This is a genomic window from Paracoccus sp. (in: a-proteobacteria) (assembly GCF_046462195.1).
GTDB lineage: Bacteria > Pseudomonadota > Alphaproteobacteria > Rhodobacterales > Rhodobacteraceae > Paracoccus.
In genome coordinates, this window is record NZ_JBKGUN010000153.1 from 1 (window position 1) to 16,188 (window position 16,188).

15 protein-coding genes are annotated in these 16,188 nt (G+C 64.7%); 11 read left to right on the forward strand and 4 right to left on the reverse strand.

All coding sequences use genetic code 11. The annotated features are described in order from the left end of the window. Window positions 1-316: CoA transferase subunit A (locus ACLHHB_RS09850; protein WP_410218108.1), on the reverse strand; the 316-nt coding region annotated here is incomplete at its 3' end. Between the two features lie 437 nt (window positions 317-753). On the opposite strand from ACLHHB_RS09850, the gene ACLHHB_RS09855 reads away from it, so the two are divergent. Next, the gene (locus tag ACLHHB_RS09855) at window positions 754-948 is read left to right on the forward strand and encodes a prephenate dehydrogenase/arogenate dehydrogenase family protein (RefSeq protein WP_410218109.1); all 195 of its coding nucleotides are present in this window, start codon (window positions 754-756) and stop codon (window positions 946-948) included. A 317-nt stretch (window positions 949-1,265) separates the two neighbouring features. On the opposite strand, the gene topA is transcribed toward ACLHHB_RS09855, so the two are convergent. The 3 genes from topA to tldD all read right to left on the reverse strand — a co-directional run bounded on the left by topA (window position 1,266) and on the right by tldD (window position 6,754). Beyond that, window positions 1,266-3,983, reverse strand: coding sequence for a type I DNA topoisomerase (gene topA, locus ACLHHB_RS09860; protein WP_410218121.1), 2,718 nt, complete (start codon window positions 3,981-3,983; stop codon window positions 1,266-1,268). A 128-nt stretch (window positions 3,984-4,111) separates the two neighbouring features. Next, a complete protein-coding gene (gene dprA, locus ACLHHB_RS09865) occupies window positions 4,112-5,269 on the reverse strand; it encodes a DNA-processing protein DprA (protein WP_410218110.1) in 1,158 nt (385 codons plus the stop codon). A 63-nt stretch (window positions 5,270-5,332) separates the two neighbouring features. Further along, entirely contained in the window at window positions 5,333-6,754 is a 1,422-nt protein-coding gene (gene tldD / locus ACLHHB_RS09870) for a metalloprotease TldD (protein ID WP_410218111.1), read from the reverse strand. 208 nt (window positions 6,755-6,962) lie between these two features. Between tldD and coxB the strand changes: the two genes are divergently transcribed. The 10 genes from coxB to ACLHHB_RS09920 all read left to right on the forward strand — a co-directional run bounded on the left by coxB (window position 6,963) and on the right by ACLHHB_RS09920 (window position 15,898). Further along, the gene (gene coxB / locus ACLHHB_RS09875) at window positions 6,963-7,868 is read left to right on the forward strand and encodes a cytochrome c oxidase subunit II (protein ID WP_410218112.1); all 906 of its coding nucleotides are present in this window, start codon (window positions 6,963-6,965) and stop codon (window positions 7,866-7,868) included. Between the two features lie 62 nt (window positions 7,869-7,930). Continuing rightward, window positions 7,931-8,848 carry a heme o synthase gene (gene cyoE / locus ACLHHB_RS09880; protein ID WP_410218113.1) on the forward strand — a complete coding sequence of 306 codons (918 nt, stop codon included), beginning with the start codon at window positions 7,931-7,933 and terminating at the stop codon, window positions 8,846-8,848. Next, window positions 8,848-9,081 (forward strand): hypothetical protein, encoded by a 234-nt coding sequence (locus tag ACLHHB_RS09885; protein WP_410218114.1) that lies wholly within the window; start codon window positions 8,848-8,850, stop codon window positions 9,079-9,081. The genes cyoE and ACLHHB_RS09885 overlap by 1 nt, the downstream gene beginning before the upstream one ends. Further along, complete coding sequence (locus tag ACLHHB_RS09890) at window positions 9,078-9,650, forward strand: cytochrome c oxidase assembly protein (RefSeq protein ID WP_410218115.1); 573 nt, start codon at window positions 9,078-9,080, stop codon at window positions 9,648-9,650. The genes ACLHHB_RS09885 and ACLHHB_RS09890 overlap by 4 nt, the downstream gene beginning before the upstream one ends. Window positions 9,651-9,682: 32 nt before the next feature. Further along, the gene (locus ACLHHB_RS09895) at window positions 9,683-10,510 is read left to right on the forward strand and encodes a cytochrome c oxidase subunit 3 (protein ID WP_410218116.1); all 828 of its coding nucleotides are present in this window, start codon (window positions 9,683-9,685) and stop codon (window positions 10,508-10,510) included. Between the two features lie 75 nt (window positions 10,511-10,585). Further along, window positions 10,586-11,257 carry an SURF1 family protein gene (locus ACLHHB_RS09900; protein ID WP_410218117.1) on the forward strand — a complete coding sequence of 224 codons (672 nt, stop codon included), beginning with the start codon at window positions 10,586-10,588 and terminating at the stop codon, window positions 11,255-11,257. 10 nt (window positions 11,258-11,267) lie between these two features. After that, a complete protein-coding gene (thrC, locus tag ACLHHB_RS09905; protein ID WP_410218118.1) occupies window positions 11,268-12,644 on the forward strand; it encodes a threonine synthase in 1,377 nt (458 codons plus the stop codon). Then, the gene (locus ACLHHB_RS09910; protein ID WP_410218119.1) at window positions 12,641-13,915 is read left to right on the forward strand and encodes a M16 family metallopeptidase; all 1,275 of its coding nucleotides are present in this window, start codon (window positions 12,641-12,643) and stop codon (window positions 13,913-13,915) included. The genes thrC and ACLHHB_RS09910 overlap by 4 nt, the downstream gene beginning before the upstream one ends. Further along, entirely contained in the window at window positions 13,915-14,496 is a 582-nt protein-coding gene (locus ACLHHB_RS09915) for a GNAT family N-acetyltransferase (RefSeq protein WP_410218122.1), read from the forward strand. The genes ACLHHB_RS09910 and ACLHHB_RS09915 overlap by 1 nt, the downstream gene beginning before the upstream one ends. 1 nt (window position 14,497) lies before the next feature. After that, complete coding sequence (locus ACLHHB_RS09920) at window positions 14,498-15,898, forward strand: FAD-binding oxidoreductase (protein WP_410218120.1); 1,401 nt, start codon at window positions 14,498-14,500, stop codon at window positions 15,896-15,898. The last annotated feature ends 290 nt before the right edge of the window (window positions 15,899-16,188 follow it).

The window sequence follows — 16,188 nt, forward strand, 5'->3', positions numbered from 1 at the left end:
CGGCCAGGGTGCCCTGCGGGTTGAACTCCAGCTCCAGCTCGCCCGACAGGTACTGGCGCATGAACTCCGCGTTCTCGCCCACGTAAGAGGAGATCATCTTGCGGATCTGGCGGCTTTGCAGCAGCAGGCCCAGGCCGAAGTCGTCCACCCCGGCGTTGTTCGACGCCACCGTCAGGTCCTTCGTTCCGGCATCGCGGATGGCCGCGATCAGCAGTTCGGGAATGCCGCACAGCCCGAACCCGCCCGCCGCGATCGTCATCCCGTCCCGCAAGACCCCCTCCAGAGCCTCGCCCGCAGTTGCATAAACCTTCTTCATCAAACCTCCCGCCCTCAGATGTCTCGTGTCGGCCCAAGTTGTCACCTGCGTCAATGGCCGTGTCAATCACAGGTGGTCGCCTGACCTTGCCGCAGCTGTTTTCAAAAGGAGCAGATGAGCCTATTGGCGCCGCCTTTGCCATTTGTGACCGCCTGCTGACATAGCAGGGGCAGGACCATGTCAATCGCGCAGGGCCTCGGCGGTTGAACCAGACAGACCAGTGACCTTGAGCCCTGAAAAGTCACCCCCTCGTCCCGGCCCGCAGGATCCGTCATCGGCTTTGGCCCCCTTTGGGCAGCTGATGCCCGTCATCTTGGCGACTACAGGCATCTGCCGATCTGTGAGCCACAGCGTTGCTCGAATGACCTGTCTTCGGCCCACTCGGCGGAATCGGCGCCGGCCGAGGGCAGGTCATCCGGGCGGTTCCCTCGTCGCAGATGAAGGTCGTGCTGCGGAACATCGCTCCTCATCTGCTTTCGGGTCGGGTCGTGATCGACGTTGCCTGCGTCAAGGAAGAGCCCCCGCTGCTGATGCAGCAGATCCTGCCGCAGCATGTGCAACTGATCGCCCCGCATCCCCTGTTTTGTCCGCAAGGTGCCGCCAATGGCCTTGAAGGGCGGCGCATTGCCTAATGTCTCTTGCGCGGCACTGCTCCTCGACGGATTGGGACGATGCCGCGGCGGGGAATACGGATTGTTGTCACCATGCCCGAGGCACAGGATCGTGACATGGCGGTGGGGCGGACCCATCTGATCGAACACAGTTTGGCGCAGTTGGGACCACTGCCGACCCGGCTGGCGGCCGACAGCTTTGCGCATCTGCTGCAGGCGGCTCGACTGGTCGCTGCTTACTCGCCCGATCTGCTGGACACGATCCTGCGCCGAAACCGGCACGCAGCCCTTTGCAACGCGCCTTTGAGGAGGCGGCGCAAAGGGCTGCGGCGGAATGATCAGTCCTCGGCCTTCTTGGCTGGCTTTTTTGCTGCCGGCTTCTTGGCCGCGGCGGCCTTGGCGGGGGCCTTCTTGGCACCCGGTTTCTTGTCGGCCGCCTTGGACGCCGTCTTCTTGGGCGCAGGCTTTCTACTGGTCTTGGCGGGCGATTTGGCCGCCTTGGCGGCGATCAGTTCCAGCGCCTGCTCGACCGTCAGGTCCTCGGGCCCAACATCGCGCGGCAACGTGGCATTGACCTTGTTCCATTTGACATAAGGGCCATAGCGGCCGCTCATCACCTGGATGGGTCCTCCATCCGGATGGTCCCCCATCTCGCGTAAGGGCGCCGCAGCGGCGGCACGGCCGCGCGTCTGCTTGGCCGCCAGAACCTCGACCGCCCGGTTCATGCCGATGGTGAAAACTTCGTCCACATCTGCGATGTTGGCGTATTTGGAACCGTGTTTGACATAAGGGCCAAAGCGGCCGATCCCCGCTTCGATCAGCACGCCGTCCTCGGGATGGGGACCGACAGGCCGCGGCAGGGCCAGCAGCTGCAGCGCCTTTTCCAGGTCGATGGTGGCTGCGTCCCAGCCTTTCGGGATGGAGGCGCGGGCCGGCTTGGGGTTGTCCTCGGTCGCTTCTCCGCGCTGGACATAGGGGCCGAAGCGCCCGGTCTTGAGGCTGATCGGCTCGCCCCCATCCTCGCCCAGCACGCGGTCGCCCACGGGTTCTTCGCCGTCGGGTGCCGAAAGGGGTCGGGTATAGCGGCATTCCGGATAGTTCGTGCAGCCGATGAAGGCCCCGCCCGAGCGTGCCGTTTTCAGGTTCAACCGTCCCGCATTGCAAAGCGGGCAGATCCGGGGATCGCCGCCATCCGCACGCGGCGGATACAGATGGGGGGCCAAGGCATCGTCGATGGCCTCCAGCACTTCGGTGATGCGCAGTTCGGAGGTGCCCTCCAGCGCCTTGGAAAAATCCTTCCAGAAGCGGCCGAGGACTTCGCGCCACATGCGGTCGCCGGCGCTGATCTCGTCCAGTTCCGTTTCCAGATCGGCGGTGAAGTCATAGCTGACATAGCGCGGAAAGTATTTCAGCAGAAAGATCGTGACCAGACGGCCCTTGTCCTCGGGGATCAGGCGGTTCTTGTCCTTGCGGACATAGTCGCGGTCCTGAATCGTCGTCACGATGCTGGCATAGGTCGAAGGCCGGCCGATGCCCAGTTCCTCCATGCGCTTGACCAGCGTGGCCTCGGTATAGCGGGGCGGGGGCTGTGTGAAATGCTGGCGCGCGGCGACCTGGGCCGCATCGTTCATCAAAAGGCCGGGCGCGGCACGCTGGCCCTTAAGCGCGTTGGGCAGCGGGTCGCCCTTTTCCTTGGCCTTTGCAAATTCGGCAGTGAAGGCCTGGCCCACAAGGCGGGCCACCTCGCCCTCGGTAATGGCAGGGAGGCGGGCACTGTCCTCGCCCTCGTCATCGTCACGCCCCTGATCATAAACCCGCAGAAAGCCGTCGAACAGCATCACCTGGCCCGTGGCCCGCAGGCCGACCTGGTTGTCCGGGCTGGCGATCTCGACCGTGGTCCGCTCCATCCGGGCCGCTTCCATCTGGCTGGCGATGGTCCGCTTCCAGATCAGATCATAAAGCTTGCGCTGGTCGTCGGCCCCCAGTTTCAGCTGGTCGGGCGACATCATCATGTCGGTCGGCCGGATGCATTCATGCGCTTCCTGCGCATTCTTGGCCTTGTTCTTGTACATGCGCGGGGACTTCGGCAGGTATTTCTCGCCGAACTTGGCCTTGATGGCGTCACGCGCGGCCATCACGGCCTCGGGGGCCATGTCGATGCCGTCGGTCCGCATATAGGTGATCAGACCGGCCTCATACAACCGCTGTGCGGCAGACATGCAGGCCTTGGCGCCCATGCCCATCTTGCGGCTGGCTTCCTGCTGCAGGGTCGAAGTCATGAAGGGCGGCCAGGGGTTGCGGGTCGCAGGCTTGGCCGAAACGCTGGAAACCCCGAGGTCGCGGCTGGCGACGGCACTGACGGCCATGGCGGCTTGTTCGGCAGTGGCCAGATCGAAACGCTCCAGCCGCTTGCCGGCCAGCTGGACCAGCGTTGCATCGTATTCCTCGCCGCCCGGCGTCGCCAGCCGTGCATGGACCGACCAGTATTCGCGCGCCTTGAAGGCCTCGATCTCCATCTCGCGGTCGACGATCAGGCGCAGGCAGACGGATTGCACCCGGCCGGCCGACTTGGCCCCGGGCAGCTTGCGCCACAGCACCGGCGACAGGTTGAAGCCTACCAGATAGTCCAGCGCACGCCGCGCCAGATAGGCATCGACCAGCGGCTGGTCGATCTGGCGCGGTTTGCCCATCGCCTCGGTCACGGCGGCCTTGGTGATGGCGTTGAAGGTCACGCGGCTGACGTCGCTGCCCTTCTTCAGGGCCGGTTGCAGGGCTTCCAGCAGGTGCCAGCTGATCGCCTCGCCCTCGCGGTCGGGGTCGGTGGCCAGGATCAGGTTCTGGTCGTCCTTCAGCGCATCCTTGATCGCCTTGAGGTGCTTCTTGCTGTCGGCCGCGACCTCCCACTTCATGTCGAAATCCTGGTCGGGATCGACGCTGCCATCCTTGGGCGGCAGGTCCCGGACATGACCGAAACTGGCCAGAACGCGGTAATTTCCGCCGAGGTATTTCTCGATTGTCTTGGCCTTGGCCGGGGATTCGACGACGACGACTGGCATGAGAACCTCGGGAAGCTGCAATGGGGCGGCAACATGGGTGCGGCGCGGCGCGCTGTCAACGGGGGGCGGGATCGGCAGACCGGCAGCGCGGCTGTTGATCACGCACCGGTGACCGACAGACAGGCGGGTCACGTCAGGGCAAGGCGTCCCCCGGCCAGGCGCGTGACATGCCCCTGCAGTTCCAGCGACAGGATCGCCGCGCTGGCGAGGGCCGCAGAAACGCCGAGATCGCGGATCACGTCGTTTTCCTCGGTGGGCGAGGGGGAAAGGCGCGACAGGATGCGCGCCTCCAGCGACACGGCACTGTCCGTATCGCAACGTTCCGGCGCGAGGGGCTGAACCGGCGGCGCAATGCTGCTGCGCCTTTGGCGAGGCGGCGCCTCGGTCAGCAGGGGCTGGCGGATATCGGCCAGCGCCTGGGACACATCGGCCGCGTTGCGCACCAGCGTCGCCCCGTCGCGGATCAGGGCGTTGCACCCCGAGGCGCGTGCGTCCATCGGATGGCCGGGAACCGCCATCACCTCGCGCCCCTGGTCCAAGGCGTTCTTGGCGGTGATCAGCGTGCCGGACTGGTGTGCCGCCTCGATCACCACAACGGCCCGCGACAGGCCCGAAACGATCCGGTTGCGGGTCGGAAAATGGCGTGCGGCGGGTTCGGTGCCCGGAGGCTGTTCCGACACCAGCACCCCCCCTTCCGCGATCTGCGAGGCCAGATGCGCGTTCTCGGCCGGATAGATCATATCGATCCCGCCCGCCATCACGGCGATCGTTCCCGTTATCAGGGTGGCACTGTGGGCGGCGGTGTCGATGCCCCGCGCCAGCCCGGCGGCCACGACATAGCCCGCCTCGCCCAGACCGGCGGCCAGGCCGCGCGCCATGCGCAGCCCCAGAGACGAAGCGTTGCGGGCGCCGATCACCGCGATCACGTCGCGGGACAGCCACGCAGGATCGCCGCGCACCCACAGGATGGGCGGCGCAGTGTCGATTTCGGCAAGGGCAGGCGGATAGTCGGGCGAATCGATGCGGATCATCCGCGCTCCCGCGCGCCGGCCTGCCGCCAGTTCGGCCAGCGCGACGCCTTCGGGACAGGCGGTATAGCCCGACATTCCCGCCTTGGCAGCGATCACGGGCAGCGCCGCCAGCGCCGCCCCGGCCGAGCCATGTTCCGCGATCAGGCGGTGAAACGTGGCCGGCCCCACGCGGCGCGAGCGGATCAGCCGCAGCACGGCCAGATCATCGTCCTCCGTGACGGGCCGATGTCCCTGCGTTGCAAGCCTGCTGTCCATCGTCACCTCCGCCGGTTCCGCATCAGGGGTTAGCCGGCAAAGGTTAACAACCGGTTGATGCGGTCAGGCGGTCGAGCCTCCGACCGTCAGCCCGCCGATCAGCAGCGTCGGTTGTCCCACGCCCACCGGCACCCACTGGCCTTGCTTGCCACAATTGCCGATGCCCGGATCCAGCGCCATGTCGTTGCCGATGGCCCGGACCTGCTGCAATGCCGTCGCACCGTCGCCGATCAGGGTCGCGCCGCGGATCGGCTCCTCGACCACGCCGTTCCTGACGCGATAGGCCTCGGTGCAGGAAAACACGAACTTGCCGTTGGTGATGTCCACCTGACCGCCGCCGAAGCCCACGGCATAGATGCCGTCGCGCAGATCGGCCAGAATGGCGGCGGGATCGGCATCGCCACCCGGCATGTAGGTGTTGGTCATGCGCGGCATCGGCACATGTGCAAAGCTTTCGCGCCGCCCGTTGCCGGTGGGGGCCACCCCCATCAGCCGCGCGTTCTGGCGGTCCTGCATGTAGCCGGTCAGGATGCCGTCCTCGATCAGGACATTGCGGGCGGGGGGCGTGCCCTCGTCGTCGATGTTGATGCTGCCGCGGCGGCCGGGCAGGGTGCCGTCATCGACCACCGTCACGCCGGGTGCCGCCACGCGCTGGCCCAGCAGTCCCGCAAAGGCGCTGGCCTTCTTGCGGTTGAAATCGCCTTCCAGGCCATGGCCCACGGCCTCATGCAGCAGGATCCCCGGCCAGCCCGGCCCCAGAACGACATCCATGACCCCCGCAGGCGCCGGAACGGAGCGCAGGTTGACCAGCGCGATGCGCAGCGCCTCGTCCACAAGGCCGCGCCAATGGTCCGGCTGCATCAGCATGTCCAGCGCATGTCGTCCGCCGCCGCCCGCGCTGCCGCTTTCGCGGCGGTCGTTGTTTTCCACGATGACCGCGACATTCAGTCGCGTCATGGGGCGGGTATCGGCGGCCAGGGCGCCTTCGGGACGCAGGATCGCGACCTCCTGCAGGCTGCTGCCGATCGACACGGTGACCTGCACCACCCGCGGGTCCAGCGCACGGGCATAATCGTCGATTTCGCGCAGCAGGGCGATGCGGCGGGCGACGGAAATATCCTCGGCGGGATCGATGGCCGGATAAAGGTTCACGGGCTGCATGGCCGAGGCCGGGGCCAGCACGGCCTTGCCCGCACCGATGGCCAGCCGGGCGGTCTCGGCCGCGCGCTGCAACGCCGGCGCAGAAATCTCGGTCGAATGGGCATAACCGCTGACCTCGCCGCACACGGCACGAAGACCGAACCCCTGGCCTGCCATGAAGCTGGAATTACGCAGCCGCCCGTCGTCGAAGACAAGGGTTTCCGACTGGTTGCGCTCCAGAAACAGTTCGCCGTCATCGGCGCCCTGCAGCGCATTGCGCAGGATCTGCAGGGCAAGATCGCGGTCGAGGTCCGCGGCGAAAGGGTCGAAGGGGGTACGGCTCATGCAGGTCTCCTGGCGGCAGGGGGCGTCAGCAGGACCGAAACACGGGGCGCGGCAGCGGGTCGCGTTCCCTCTTTGGCCGGAAATGCTGTAGGTATGTCTTGCCCGTAGGGGCGAGATATGGTCATAGAACGGTCACTGTGAAAGGAAAAGGGGCAGCCTCCCGGCGGCCCCCGCGGCCATTGAGGTCGGGCCAACGCAACGGGATGGAATGATGGCAAGAGCGATGATTCGCGGTGCAGTCGCGGCAGCTACGGGGTTCGCAACCGCGGGCATGTTGGCCGGGGCTGCAATGGCGCAGGGTGTTCTGGGCGAGTTGCCCACGATCGGCAAACCTCAAAACGGGGCAACGGGCTTTCAGCCGCCCTCGACCGAGTTGGCGCGTGACCAGCAATGGCTGGACCATTACGTGCTGATCCTCATCACGGTCATCACGGCGTTTGTCTGCATTCTTCTGTTGATCGTGATCTTCCGGTTCAATTCGCGGTCGAACCCGGTTCCGGCCCGGTTCACGCACAACACACCCTTGGAGATCGGCTGGACCCTGGGTCCGGTGCTGATTCTGGTGGCGATCGGGGCCTTCTCGCTGCCGATCCTGTTCCGCAGTCAGGAAATGCCTGCCGATCCGGACGTGGTGATCAAGGTGACGGGCCATCAGTGGTACTGGTCCTATGAATACCCCGACAACGGGATTGCCTTCGACTCGCTGATCCTGCCCGAAGAAGAACTGGCGGATTACGGCTATCAGCCGGACGAATATCTGCTGGCGACCGACAGTGCCGTCGTGGTGCCTGTGGGGCAGACCGTGCTGCTGCAGGTGACGGGCGGCGACGTGATCCATTCGTGGTCGGTTCCGGCCTTTGCCGTCAAGCAGGATGCCGTTCCAGGCCGGATTGCCCAGGCATGGTTTGCAGTCGAGCAGGAGGGTACCTATTTCGGACAGTGCTATGAACTGTGCGGGATCAACCACGCCTATATGCCGATCGTCGTGAAGGCCGTCAGCCCTGAGGTTTATGCCGCATGGGTGGCCGAGCAGGGCGGCACCTTGGGTGAGGCCGAGCCGCAGACGGCCAGCCTGGCCCCCGAGGCCGAAGTCACCCTGGCCCGCGTCGACTGAACCGCAGCCAAGACCGAGGTCGGGGCAGTCGTCCCGACCCAGGCAAACCGATTGAAGGTGCGATGACCGATATCAACGCATACGAGACAGCCCCCGAGGCCGAATTCGGCGACTATGTCGCGCTGCTCAAGCCGCGCGTCATGTCGTTGGTGGTCTTCACGGCCTTTGTCGGCCTTTGGGTTGCGCCTGTCGATGTCCATCCCTTCATCGCCTTCTGCTCGATCCTGTTCATCGCACTGGGTGGCGGCGCCTCGGGTGCGCTGAACATGTGGTATGACCGCGACATCGACGCGATCATGAACCGCACCCAGAACCGTCCGATCCCGTCCGGCCGTGTCGACGGATCCGAGGCCCTGGGCCTTGGAATCGTTCTCTCGGTCATCTCGGTGATGATGCTGGGTCTGGTGGCGAACTGGTTCGCTGCGGGCTTCCTGGCCTTCACCATCTTTTTCTATGCTGTCATCTATACGGTCTGGCTAAAACGCTGGACCCCCCAGAACATCGTGATCGGTGGCGCGGCAGGGGCCTTTCCTCCGATGATCGGCTGGGCCTGCGCCACGGGTGGCATCAGCATTGAGTCACTTCTGATGTTCTCCCTGACCTTCTTCTGGACTCCGCCCCATTTCTGGGCGCTGGCGCTGTTCATGAAGGAAGACTATCACAAGGCCGGCGTGCCGATGCTGACCGTGACCCATGGTCGCCGCGCGGCGCGGCGCCACATCTTTGCCTATACGCTGGTTCTGGCGCCGTTTGCCTTGGGGCTGGGCCTCACATCGATCGGCGGGCCGCTCTACATGGCGGTGGCGGTCGTTCTGAACGCAGCGTTCATTCATGGCGGCTGGCAGATCCTTCGCCGGAACGAGGATCAGGCGCGCGAGGACGGCTATGCCGTCGAAAGGCGCGTCTTCAAACTGTCGCTGTATTATCTTTTCCTGCATTTCCTGGCGCTTCTGGCGCAAGGGTGGATGGGAGGCTGGTGATGGCCCTTCGAACGGAACACGAGATCCACGGCCGTCGGCGGTCGCGCAATGTCGGGCTGGGGCTGGTGCTGCTGGCCTTTGTCGCGCTAGTCTTTGCCTTGACGGTGGTCAAGGTGCGGCAAGGCGACATGATGGAAGCTTTCGACCATCAGCCGCGAGTTTCCGTGACCCCGGCCCAAAACGATCCGACCGCCGCTGGAATGCACGCCCCTGCAGCGGAAACCGTGCGATGAAGCGCCTCGGCCCCGAAGGACGCACCGTCGCCATGCTGCTGGGCGTCGTGGTCACCATGGGAGCGCTGGCTTGGGCTGCCGTGCCCTTTTACGACTGGTTCTGCCGTGTCACCGGCTTTGGCGGCACGACCCAGGTTGCCGAGACAGGCTCGGACGTGATCCTGGACGAGGTCGTGCGCGTACGTTTCGACGCCAATGTGGACAGCAACCTCGGCTGGACCTTCCGTCCGGTCCAGAACCGCATGGACATGAAGATCGGCGAGAACGGACTGGCCTTCTATGAAGCGGTGAACAACACCGATCAGCCCCTCACCGGGACTGCCAGCTACAACGTCGCCCCCGAGGTTGCAGGCTATTACTTCATCAAGGTCGAATGCTTCTGCTTTACGGAGCAGACCCTGCAACCGGGCGAGCGGATCGAGATGCCGGTCAGCTTTTATGTCGATCCTGAACTTGTCACGGACAGCGATGCCGGACATATCCGCGACATCACGCTGTCCTATACCTTCCACCGGACCGAGCCCAAGCAGGCTGCGCTTGACACGGCGCCGGTCGAAACCATCAACTAAGACGAATTCGAGGGAGCCGACGGGGATCCGACATGGCGCACGCTAAGAACCACGACTACCACATTCTTCCGGCCTCGGTCTGGCCGTTCCTCACCTCGGTGGCGGTCTTCGTCATGCTGTTCGGCGCGGTCGCCTGGATGACCGGCGAAGTCACCGTTGCCGGTGCCCCGATCACGGGGCCTTGGATGTTCGCGATCGGCCTGATCGCGACCTGCTATGTCGCCTTTGCTTGGTGGGCCGACATGGTCCGCGAGGCCGAGTCGGGCGACCACACCCCGGTGGTGCGCCTCGGACTGCAATACGGCTTCATCCTTTTCGTGATCTCGGAAGCGATGCTGTTCGCGACGCTGTTCTGGAACTTCACGAAGCACGCCCTGTATCCCATGGGCGAGCAAAGCCCCGCAGTGGATGGCGTCTGGCCACCCGAGGGAATCGAAACCTTTGACCCCTGGCACCTGCCTTTCATCAACACCCTGATCCTGCTGCTGTCGGGCGTGGCCGTCACTTGGGCCCACCATGCCTGGGCACATGAAGGCGATCGCAAGGTGGCCATCAATGGTCTGGCCGTCGCCGTGGCTCTGGGCATCGCCTTCACCGGTCTGCAGGCCTATGAATACAGCCATGCTGCCTTTGGCCTGGCCGATACGGCCTATGCCTCGGCCTTTTATATCGCCACCGGCTTTCACGGCCTGCACGTCGTCATCGGCACGATCTTTCTGGCCGTCTGCCTGATCCGCTTCATGAAGGGCCAGATGACCCGCGACCAGCACATCGGCTTCGAGGCTGCTGCCTGGTACTGGCACTTCGTGGACGTGATCTGGTTGGTGCTGTTTGCGCTCATTTATGTCTGGGGCAGCTGATCCCCGCCATCTGCCGACCAGAGCGCGCGGGGGCATCCTCCGCGCGTTTTTCGTTGCCCCCGCAGGACCGTTCTCATGCGCCGCTATCTGTTCCCCCTGATCCTCGGCATCATCGGCTGCACCGTTCTGGTCCAGCTGGGGTTGTGGCAGCTGGATCGCCTCGCTTGGAAGGAAGGAATGCTGGACGAGATCAGGGCCGGGATAGACGCTGAACCCGTGCCCCTGCCTGCGCAGGTGGATCCGTCGATGAAGTACCTGCCGGTGACCGTCAGCGGTACCACCACGGGGGACGAGATCGACGTGCTGTCCCACACGCGAGAGCAGGGAGGCGGTTACCAGATCGTGTCGCGCTTTGTCACCGATGACGGGCGGGCAATCCTGCTGGACCGAGGCTTTGTCCCGCAAGAAGCGCGCCGGGTCGAACGTCAACCGGTCCGCCTGACGGTCCGGGGCAACCTGCACTGGCCGCAGGACGCGAGCAGTTCGACGCCAGCTCCCAATCTCGAGGAAAACATCTGGTTCGCCCGCGACGTCGGCGCCATGGCCGAACAGCTGGACACCCAGCCCGTTCTCGTGGTCGCAAGCTTTGTCGAAGGCGACAACCAGGGCGCCGAGCCTATCCCCGTTGCCGTCGAGGGCGTACCCAACAATCACCTGTCCTATGCCATCCAGTGGTTCCTGATCGCGGCCACCTGGGCGGTGATGACACTGGCCCTGATCTGGCGTATCAGGCAGCGCAGCTACTGAAGGAATTCCGATGCGTTACGTCTCGACGCGGGGCCAGGCCCCGGTGCTGAACTTTGAACAGGCCATGCTGTCGGGGCTGGCGCGCGACGGCGGGCTGTATCTGCCTGAAACCATCCCGGCCTTTGACGGGCTGGATCAGCTGGACGGGCTGCCCTACGAGGAAGTCGCCTTTCGCGTGGTGCGTCCCTTCACGGGCGACAGTTTCACCGATGAGGAACTGCGGGGCGCCATCGACCGCGCCTACGCGCGCATCGCCCATGACGCCCGCGCGCCGCTGGTGCAGCTGGCCCCCGGCCACCATCTGCTGGAACTGTTCCACGGGCCGACGCTGGCCTTCAAGGACTTTGCGATGCAGCTGATCGCGCAGCTGTTCCAGATCGCGCTGACGCGGTCGGGACAGCGGATCACCATCGTGGGTGCCACATCCGGCGACACCGGGTCCGCCGCCATCGAGGCCTTTCGCGGCATCGACAACGTGGATGTGTTCATCATGTATCCCCATGGCCGCGTGTCCGAGGTGCAGCGTCGCCAGATGACCACGCCACCTGCCGCCAATGTCCATGCGCTGGCGGTGACCGGGCATTTCGACGATTGTCAGGCGCGGCTCAAGGATCTGTTCAACGATCACGATTTCCGCGACCGGGTCGGGTTGGCGGGTGTCAACAGCATCAACTGGGCCCGCGTTGTTGCGCAGATCGTTTATTACTTTACCGCCTGTGCCAGCCTTGGCATGCGTCCCACGGATTTCAGCGTCCCGACGGGCAATTTCGGCGACATCTTTGCGGGCAGCATCGCACGCCAGATGGGCCTGCCAATCCGCCGACTGATTGTTGCCACGAACCAGAACGACATCCTGCACCGCGCGCTGACGCAAGGCGAATACCGGACCGGTCAGGTCGAGCCGTCGATCAGCCCGTCGATGGACATTCAGGTCAGCTCGAATTTCGAACGGGCGCTGTATTTGGCCTATGACGGGGATGCCGGCGCGATCCGCCAGCTGATGGATGAGCTGAAGAACGGCGGCTTCACCATCAGCCAGGGCGCGCTGGAAGCGCTGCGCGAGCAGTATCGCTCGGGCCGCGTCAGCGAGGATGAAACGCTGGAAACGATCCGTGCCATTCGCACGGCAACGGGCGAGATCCTGTGTCCGCACAGCGCCATCGGCGTCGCCGTGGCACAGCGGCACCTGGAGGCGGGCGTGCCGATGGTGACGCTGGCAACGGCGCATCCGGCCAAGTTCCCCGACGCGGTTGAACGGGCCATCGGTCTGCGCCCCGGCCTGCCGCCGCATATGGCCGACCTTTTCGATCTGCCCGAACGTGTGACACGTATTGAAAACGATGCCGAGGCGCTTAAATCGCTGATCCTCGACCGGAGGACCCAGTGAGCCAAGATCCCACCCCGCGCCTGACCACCCTTTCCAACGGATTGTCGATCGTCACCCGCCAGATGCCGGGGCTGCATTCCGCAGCCCTGGGCATCTGGGTCAGTGCCGGCGGCCGCAATGAACGTGCCGAACAGAACGGCATCGCCCATTTCCTCGAACACATGGCCTTCAAGGGCACCGCCACGCGCACCGCCCTGCAGATTGCCGAGGCGATCGAGGATGTGGGCGGCTATATCAATGCCTATACGTCACGCGATGCGACGGCCTATTATGTCCGCGTGCTGGAGGATGACGTCGATCTGGCCTTTGACGTGATCAGCGACATCGTCCTGAACCCGGTCTTCGACCCGCGCGAGATCGAGGTCGAGCGGGGCGTCATCCTGCAAGAAATCGGGCAATCCATAGATACGCCCGACGACATCATCTTCGACTGGCTGCAAGAGGCGGCCTATCCCGACCAGCCGATGGGTCGCACCATCCTGGGCCCGGCCGAGCGCGTCAGCAGCTTTGGCCGCGCGGATCTGTCAGGCTTCGTGGCTGAAAATTATGGCCCCGGGCAGATGGTCGTGGCGGCGGCAGGGGCGGTCGATCACGACCGCATCGTGCGGCTGGCCGAAAAGGTGCTGGGTCACCTGAAGCCGGTGACGCAGGCGCCGCGGGAAATCGCGCGGTGGCAGGGGCTGGAAACGCGGCAGGTCAAGCCGCTGGAGCAAGCCCATTTTGCGCTGGCGCTTGAAGGGCCGGGTTATCTGGCGCCTGATTTCTATGCCGCGCAGATCTTTTCCTCCGCCCTTGGCGGGGGCATGTCCTCGCGCCTGTTCCAGAAGATCCGCGAGGAACGTGGCCTTTGCTACACGATCTTTGCGCAGTCGGGCTTTCACGACGATACCGGCATGCTGACGATCTATGCGGGAACCGGGGCCGAGGATCTGTCCGATCTGGCCACCCTCACCATCGACGAGATCAAGCGCGCGGCCGAGGACATGTCCGAGGCCGAGATCGCCCGCGCCAAGGCGCAGTTGCGGGCGGGTTTGCTGATGGGGCTGGAGAGCCCCTCGGGTCAGGCCGAACGCATGGCCCGCAGCCTGGCAATCTGGGGCCGCGTGCCGGATCCGGCCGAAGTGGCGGAAAAGATCGCGGCCGTCACCGCAGCCGACGTGCGCCTGCATGCCGAAGCATTGCTGGCACGGGCACGTCCTGCGCTGGCCTTGTACGGTCCGGTTGACGGCGCCCCGTCCAGAGAGGCTCTGGCCGAAAGGCTTGCCGCATGATGCTGGCGCGGCGCCGTCCCTTTCAGCTGGAGGCTGAACGGATCGTGCTGCGCCTGCCCATGCATTCCGATTTTCACGCATGGACCGCATTGCGCGTCGAAAGCCGCGATTTCCTGGTCCCGTGGGAGCCGGTCTGGTCGCCCGACCACCTGTCGCGGAAAAGCTTCACGAACCGGGTCTATTGGGCGGCGCGTTCCGGCAGGGCCGGGACCGCCTTTCCGCTGTTCCTGGTGCGGCGTGATGGAATGCTGCTGGGCGCGATCACGCTGGACAACATCCGGCGCGGTCCCGCGCAATCGGGGACGATCGGCTATTGGATCGGCCAGTCCTTTGCGCGCCAAGGCTATATGCGGGAAGCGATCGGGGTGCTGGTGCATCACGCGTTCACGAACCTGGACCTGTCCCGGATCGAGGCCGCTTGCCTGCCGGAAAACGCCGCATCGCGGGGGGTGCTGGAGAAATCCGGCTTCAAGTACGAGGGCGTTGCCCAAAGCTATCTGCAGATCGACGGGCGCTGGCGCAACCACGTCCTGTTTGCCAACCTCCGCAGCGATCGGCGCGGCAAGACCGAGGTGCGCTGAGATGGTACTGAACGCTGCCGATGCCGCACTGGCCGCCCATTTGCCGCAGGGCGTTCTGCGCGACCCGTCACCGTCCTATCTGGAGGAGCCGCGCGGTCGCGTCCTGGGGCAGGCCGGACTGATCGCGGCGCCGCGGGACACCGAGGAATGCGCCGCCATCATACGTGCCTGTGCCGAAGCCCGTGTCGCCGTTGTTCCCCGCGGCGGCGGCACCGGGCTGGTGGGGGGACAGGTCATGGCGGATGGCCCGGCGCCCCTGATCCTGTCGCTGGAGCGGATGACCCGCATTCGCGATGTGTTTGCCGATGAAGGCGTGATGATTGCCGAATCGGGGACGACGTTGCAGCAGGCGCGGCAGGCAGCGGCGGATGCAGGGCGCCAGTTTCCTTTGTCACTGGCCTCGCAAGGGTCGGCGCAGATTGGCGGAGTGCTGTCGACAAATGCGGGTGGCGTGAACGTGCTGCGCTATGGCAACGCGCGGGCCTTGTGCCTGGGGATCGAGGCCGTGCTGCCTTCGGGCGAGGTGATGCGCGGCCTCAAGCGGCTGCGAAAGGACAACACCGGCTATGACCTGCGGGATTTGCTGATCGGGGCGGAAGGAACGCTTGGCATCATCACGGCGGCCTCACTGGTGCTGGCACCCGTGCCGGCCGAGGTAGGGGTTGCGATGCTGGTCGTGGACAGCCCTGCCGCCGCATTGGCCCTGCTGTCGCTGGCGCAGGGGCGCATGGCGGGTGGGGTGACCGCGTTCGAGCTGATCTCGGGTCAAAGCCTCCATTTTCTTGACGCCGCTTTTCCCGACATGCGCCAACCCTTCGCGACGCGGCCGGATTGGCTGGTTCTGATCGAGGTCGGTTTGCCAGCGGGCCTGCCCGCCGATGCCGCGCTTGAAGAATTGTTCCTGGTCGCCAGCGAAGCGGGACTGGTCCATGATGGCGTCATTGCGCAATCGGGACAACAGGGCGCCGACCTTTGGGCGCTGCGCGAGCATATCCCGCTGGCCAACCGTCATATCGGCGCGATTGCCAGCCATGACATCAGCCTGCCCCTTTCGCAGGTTGCACATTTCATTAGGGATGCAGGGGCCGTGCTTGAGGGGCAGGGCGACATGCGCATCAATTGCTTTGGCCATCTGGGTGACGGCAACCTGCACTACAACCTGTTCCCGGCCAAGGGACGCAGGCGCGAGGAATACGATGACATCCGCCACGACCTGTCCCGGATGATCCACGAGATGGTGGTGACAAGGGGCGGGTCATTTTCAGCCGAGCACGGCGTCGGACGGCTGAAGGTGTCTGACCTTGTGCGTTGGGGCGATCCGGTGCGGCTGGCCGCCATGCGTGCCATCAAGGGGGCACTGGACCCGCTTGGCATCATGAACCCCGGCGCTGTCCTGCCTTAGTGAGTCGCCGTCGGCCTATGTCGGACCGGAGGATGACTCTGTGCAATTTTAGATAAACAAATCACGCGGATGGCCTTGTCTTGTGGGGTGTTCGAACCATCAGCCCGTCCGAAATAAGCTGCTGATCGTCTTGATCCCATTGACAGCCATTGCCGATCTAAATTCCCTTTGGGAGGGTCATCTGTAGCGTATTAAGTTTGATCGGCTTCACTTCTGCATAACGGAAGAAGTTGAAGCCTGCTTCTTTGCGAAGAATTCGCAGACATGGCCGACGGCATGGCATGGCTCAT

Bases quoted from the DNA above. Each gene is read 5' to 3' on its own strand.
- ACLHHB_RS09855 (WP_410218109.1), top strand. From the start codon at position 754: ATGAAGGTCGTGCTGCGGAACATCGCTCCTCATCTGCTTTCGGGTCGG.
- topA (WP_410218121.1), bottom strand. From the start codon at position 3,983: ATGCCAGTCGTCGTCGTCGAATCCCCGGCCAAGGCCAAGACAATCGAG.
- dprA (WP_410218110.1), bottom strand. From the start codon at position 5,269: ATGGACAGCAGGCTTGCAACGCAGGGACATCGGCCCGTCACGGAGGAC.
- tldD (WP_410218111.1), bottom strand. From the start codon at position 6,754: ATGAGCCGTACCCCCTTCGACCCTTTCGCCGCGGACCTCGACCGCGAT.
- coxB (WP_410218112.1), top strand. From the start codon at position 6,963: ATGATGGCAAGAGCGATGATTCGCGGTGCAGTCGCGGCAGCTACGGGG.
- cyoE (WP_410218113.1), top strand. From the start codon at position 7,931: ATGACCGATATCAACGCATACGAGACAGCCCCCGAGGCCGAATTCGGC.
- ACLHHB_RS09885 (WP_410218114.1), top strand. From the start codon at position 8,848: ATGGCCCTTCGAACGGAACACGAGATCCACGGCCGTCGGCGGTCGCGC.
- ACLHHB_RS09890 (WP_410218115.1), top strand. From the start codon at position 9,078: ATGAAGCGCCTCGGCCCCGAAGGACGCACCGTCGCCATGCTGCTGGGC.
- ACLHHB_RS09895 (WP_410218116.1), top strand. From the start codon at position 9,683: ATGGCGCACGCTAAGAACCACGACTACCACATTCTTCCGGCCTCGGTC.
- ACLHHB_RS09900 (WP_410218117.1), top strand. From the start codon at position 10,586: ATGCGCCGCTATCTGTTCCCCCTGATCCTCGGCATCATCGGCTGCACC.
- thrC (WP_410218118.1), top strand. From the start codon at position 11,268: ATGCGTTACGTCTCGACGCGGGGCCAGGCCCCGGTGCTGAACTTTGAA.
- ACLHHB_RS09915 (WP_410218122.1), top strand. From the start codon at position 13,915: ATGCTGGCGCGGCGCCGTCCCTTTCAGCTGGAGGCTGAACGGATCGTG.
- ACLHHB_RS09920 (WP_410218120.1), top strand. From the start codon at position 14,498: ATGGTACTGAACGCTGCCGATGCCGCACTGGCCGCCCATTTGCCGCAG.